Below are 5,067 nucleotides of genomic sequence, written 5' to 3' on the forward strand. Positions count from 1 at the left end.
GCCCGTGGGCTCCGGCCTGACCGGGTCCGGCGGCTCGCCCGTGGGCGGTCGGATCGCCTGCGCGAACAGGTCCTCCTGGGTGAAGTCCGCCAGGCCGCTCACACCGACGCCGAGCAGCCGCACGCCCTCGGTGGTGTCGACCGCGTCCAGCAGCCGCGCGGCGGCCTCCCGGATCACCCCGCTGTCGTCCGTCGGCCCCCGCAGCGTCTCCGACCGGGTGAGCGTCGCGAAGTCGTACCGCCGGACCTTGATCACCACCGTGCGGCCCGATCGGCCGGCGCCGCGCAGCCGCTGCGCGCAGCGCTCGGCGAGTCGGGCGATCTCCTGCTGGATACGCGTGCGGTCTGTCATGTCGGTGTCGTAGGTGTCCTCCACGGAGACGGACTTCGACTCCCGGTCCCCCACCACCGGCCGGTTGTCGATGCCGGCGGCCATCGTGTGCACCGCACCGCCGTGCGCCCGGCCCAGCAGCCGCAGCAGCTCCGCCTCCCCCGCCTCGTCGGCTTCACCGACGGTGGTGATGCCCGCCCGCCGCAGGGTGTCGGCGGTGGCCGGCCCCACACCGGGCAGGATGCGCACCGACTGCGGCGCCAGCAGCGCGCGCTCGGTGCCCGGCTCGATCAGGACCAGCCCGTCCGGTTTGGCCTGCTCGGACGCGATCTTGGCGATCATCTTGGAGGCGGCAAGCCCGACCGATCCGCTGAGTCCGGTGGTGGCCCTGATGTCCGCCCGGAGCCGCTCCCCGATCCGACGGGCCGCGGCGCCTCCGGCATCGGCGGGGAGCCCACCGGCTTCCAGGTCGACGAACGCCTCGTCCAGGCTGAGCGGCTCCACCAGCGGGGACAGCTGGGCGAGCAGGGCCATCACGGCGGTGCTGATCTGCCGGTAGAAGGCGAAGCGCGGTACCAGGTAGGCGGCGTTCGGGCAGCGGCGCCTGGCCAGGGCGGTCGGCATGGCGGAGTGCACCCCGAACCGCCTGGCCTCGTAGGACGCGGTGGCGACGACGCCGCGCGGCCCCAGACCGCCGACCACGACCGGCTTGCCCCGAAGGCTCGGCTTGGCCGCCTGCTCCACGGCCGCGAAGAAAGCGTCCATGTCCAGGTGCAGGATGCTCGGTGCCCGTCTCACAGTGCCTCATGCTGCCGCAGAGCACTGACACCCGCCCGCGGACGGCGTCCGCGGGTGTCAGTGCTCTGCGTGCGCCTCAGACCGCGCGATTGCGACGCCTGGCGAGCTCGTCCGCCGGGTTGTCGCCGGTCAGCGTCTCACCGGTGTCCACACATTCCGCGTGCAGCTGGGAGAGTGTCGCCTCGACGTCCCGCCAGACCACGCCGACGGCGATGCCGAAGACTCCCTGACCGCCCTGGAGCAGGTCCACGACCTCGTCGGGGGACGAGCACTCGTAGACCGTCGCGCCGTCGCTCATCAAGGTCATCCGGGCCAGGTCGGCGATGCCCCGCGCCCGCAGGTGGCTCACCGCGGCGCGGATGTTCTGCAGCGACACACCGGCGTCCAGCAGCCGCTTGACGATCTTGAGGACCACCACGTCCCGGAAGCCGTACAGCCGCTGGGTGCCCGACCCGTAGGCGGGCCGGATGCTGGGCTCCACGAGGCCGGTGCGCGCCCAGTAGTCCAACTGGCGGTACGTGATACCGGCCGCCGCGCATGCCGTCGGGCCCCGGTAGCCCACCTGTTCCTGCGGCACGTCCTCGCCCGCACGACCCGGGCCGGAAGAAGGCTGCGCGGGGGCTCCGTGCAGCGGAACCGAGCCGCCGGCCGCATGGCCGTCGCCGGTGCTTCTCACGCCGACCCTCCATCCCTTCACGCTCCGGGAGTCCTCCCGGAACCTGCCTCCACGACGGTAGGCAGTCGCTCGGGGTGCGTCAACGATCGCCGCGCTCGCCACGCCGGGTGATAACCACCCGACGAGTGGTTTGGCGTGACCTCAACCGGGGAACAGACGACAGATTGGTCATCTGACCGCCTGATCGAAGGTCACTGGTTGCTGGAGCCGAAGTCCTCGGGTGAGATCTGGTCCAGGAACTCGCGGAACTTCTCCACCTCGTCCTCCTGTTCGTCGGGAATGGCGATGCCCGCATCGTCCAGGACACCGTCACTGCCGTAGATGGGGGTGCCGGTGCGCAGCGCCAGCGCTATCGCGTCGGACGGCCGGGCGCTCACCTCCACCCCGCTTGCGAAGACCAGCTCCGCGTAGAAGACGCCTTCCCGCAAGTCGGTGATACGGACAGCGGTGAGCTCCTGGCCCACCGCCTCCAGCACGTCCTTGAACAGGTCATGCGTCAGCGGACGGGCCGGGGTCATGCCTTGCTGGGCGAATGCGATGGCTGTGGCCTCCCCCGGACCGATCCAGATGGGGAGGTAACGGTCGCCTCCCACTTCACGCAGGAGCACGATCGGCTGGTTGGAGGGCATTTCCACTCGGACACCCACGACGTCGAGCTCGTTCACACGGCAACCCTAGGTCGTGCGCCACCTGTTTGGGTAGTCGGGCATCCGCCACGTGCCCGCCGTCAGCGCAGACGGACCCGCAGAGCGGACCGCACCAGAGCGGCGTGCAACCGCACCGAGAGGGCCGCCAACTCACCGGCGGTCGCCTCGGCATGCGCTCTGGTCTGCGGGTTCCGGTGCCTGCGCAGCGGAGCGACCACCTGCTCGACCAGTCCGGCCTCACGCTCGGCGGCCGCCTTTACGGCACGCAGGTGACGCGGCTCCAGTCCGAACCGCCCGAGATCGGCCACCAGCCGGGCCACCTCGACCGCGCCGGCCGGATAACCGCCGCCGGGCGCCGGTGCGACCAGGCCGTACGCCTCCCACTCCCGCAGCTCCTCCTCGCCGACCTCGGCGGCCGCCAGCAGCTCCGCCCGGCCGACGCGGGGTCCCGCCTCCTCACCAGGCACCTCGGCGGTGCCCTCCACGGCGTCCGTGACGGACTCCAGGGGGTCGCGGGGCTGGGCGGGTACCGGCACCTGCTCACCGCGGTCCAGCGCGTCCAGATGCTCCCTGATCACCTTCAGCGGGAGGTACTGATCGCGCTGCATCCGCAGCACGAGCGCGAGACGCCGCACGTCGTCCTGGCTGAACTTGCGGTAGCCAGAGGGGGTCCGCTGCGGCTCCACGAGACCCTCGGACTCCAGGAAGCGGATCTTGGAGATGGTGACTTCGGGAAACTCTTCACGCAGCAGATGGAGCACGGCCCCGATGCTCATCGGTCCCCGCTCCGCGGCGGCGGTGCCGTTACCGGCACCGCCCGACGGTGTGTGGTGCATGGACCTTCCCTGTACGGGGCCTCAGCCTCGCTGGCTAGCGAAGAAGACCAGCCGGAACTTGCCGATCTGCACCTCGTCGCCGTTGTTGAGGACCACGGAGTCGATCGGCTCGCGGTTGACGTACGTCCCGTTCAGGCTGCCCACGTCGGAAGCGGTGAACGACCCGTCCGGGCCCCGCCGGAACTCGACGTGCCGGCGCGACACCGTCACGTCGTCGAGAAAGATGTCACTCTGCGGATGCCGGCCGGCCGTGGTCAGCTCGCCGTCCAGCAGGAAGCGGCTGCCCGAGTTGGGACCGCGTCGCACCACGAGAAGGGCCGACCCCATCGGCAGCGCCTCGACCGCGGCGAGCGCCTCCGGGGAGAGCATCGGCGTCTGCCCGGTGGCCTCCGCGTCGTAGGCCTCGAGTCCGGAGATCGAGATGGTGGAGGTCGTCTCGGAGGGCCGCTCGGCGGCGGGAGACCCGCCGCGCAGCGGCGCACCGCAGTTGGAACAGAACCGGCTCGCCTCAGCGGCGCGGTTGCCGCACCTCGTACAGACCGGCACGTCGAACCCTCCACCCTTACTTGAGGTTGATGGTTCTTCGGAACCTATGCGGCCGGGAGCACCCCGGTCAACAGAGACCTGGCCGTGACCACCCGATTCGCCGCCGCCGGCCCGCGTCTCGTCACGGAACAACGGCCGCTCGGTGCCGTCACCGGTCGACGGCGACGTGTCGTCACCGTGCCGCGAGGCACGGTGACGCGGTGCGCCGTCCTTTTCGGACTGGCGCTTGCCGAACAACTTCGCAAGAAAACTCACGGGCGCTTCCCCTCGCATGAAACAGACCCGCCCGTGGGGCAGGACAGACCCTCGACGCACACTCCGGCCGATCCGGACATCCCTGCAACGTCCGTGGCCTTAAGACAGTTTCCCCCACGCGACGCCCCATCGGATCGCCGACCCCCCGGGAAGCACGTGACCCCGATCACCACATCACTCCGCACCCGATTCACCGCTCGGTCACTGCGATGACGACTGAGCGTAGTCAGGCCGCTTCGCCAACCGCAAGGCGTCCACGACGATCTTCTCCGAACGGTTGATGGACACGGTTGCCTGCTCCTTCTCAAGGGTCTGGACGACCCCACCGGGGATGTTGAGTGCGGGCTCGAGATCCTGCGGTTGCCCGATGACCTCGAAGCGGTACGGCGGGGAGACGCGGCGCCCGTCGATGCGCACACCGCTCCCGGAGTCGGTGAAGTACGTGCGCGCCACCACCCGGACGTCGTTGATCTGGATCGCCTCGGCGCCCGCCGCCCGCAGCTCCTGGATCGCGTTCAGCAGCTGGTCGGCCTTCACCGCGTCGACCGGGTCGCCGATCCTCAGCCGGATGCCCGGCCCCTCGGCGGCGACCGTGCCGGCCAGCACGCCGAGCTGCCGCTCCCGTTCCTGCGTCTGCTTGCGGGCCTCCTCCGCCTGGTCGGAGCTGTTCTCCAGCTCCGACCGCTGGCGTTCCAGGCGGCGCTTCTCGTCCTCCAGGCGAGACGTACGGTCGTCCAACTCGCCGAGGATGCGGACCAGGTCCTCCTGGCGCGCGCCGCGCAGCGCGCTCCCCTCGCTGGTGGACCGCACCTGGATGGCCAGGCCGAGCCCCAGGACGAACAGCAGCAGAGCGGCGACCAGCTGCTTGCGGTTCACCCTGGGCGGCCACAGGCCCGCCACCAGGCGCTGCCTTCCGGTGGGTGCCGACGGCTCCGCACCGTCGACGGCCGGCTCGCTCCCGGCGCCGTCCGCGGCCGCC

Annotated in this window: 6 protein-coding genes; all 6 read right to left on the minus strand. The window is 70.9% G+C overall.

The window, feature by feature from the left end:
- A partial coding sequence (locus ACYVE9_RS15225) for a DNA polymerase IV (RefSeq protein ID WP_461028383.1) occupies positions 1 to 1,128 on the minus strand: 1,128 nt, incomplete at its 3' end.
- 76 nt (positions 1,129 to 1,204) lie between these two features.
- A complete protein-coding gene (locus ACYVE9_RS15230; RefSeq protein WP_461028384.1) occupies positions 1,205 to 1,804 on the minus strand; it encodes a MerR family transcriptional regulator in 600 nt (199 codons plus the stop codon).
- 191 nt (positions 1,805 to 1,995) lie between these two features.
- Complete coding sequence (locus tag ACYVE9_RS15235) at positions 1,996 to 2,469, minus strand: bifunctional nuclease family protein (protein WP_031507213.1); 474 nt, start codon at positions 2,467 to 2,469, stop codon at positions 1,996 to 1,998.
- Between the two features lie 62 nt (positions 2,470 to 2,531).
- Positions 2,532 to 3,287 carry a transcriptional regulator FtsR gene (ftsR, locus tag ACYVE9_RS15240; RefSeq protein WP_461028385.1) on the minus strand — a complete coding sequence of 252 codons (756 nt, stop codon included), beginning with the start codon at positions 3,285 to 3,287 and terminating at the stop codon, positions 2,532 to 2,534.
- Positions 3,288 to 3,308: 21 nt separating this feature from the next.
- Positions 3,309 to 4,160: an FHA domain-containing protein gene (locus tag ACYVE9_RS15245; protein ID WP_461028387.1), complete on the minus strand. Its 852-nt coding sequence runs from the start codon at positions 4,158 to 4,160 to the stop codon at positions 3,309 to 3,311.
- A gap of 129 nt (positions 4,161 to 4,289) precedes the next feature.
- A partial coding sequence (locus ACYVE9_RS15250) for a DUF881 domain-containing protein (RefSeq protein ID WP_461028386.1) occupies positions 4,290 to 5,067 on the minus strand: 778 nt, incomplete at its 5' end.

The sequence above is a fragment of the Streptomyces sparsus genome (assembly GCF_054776295.1).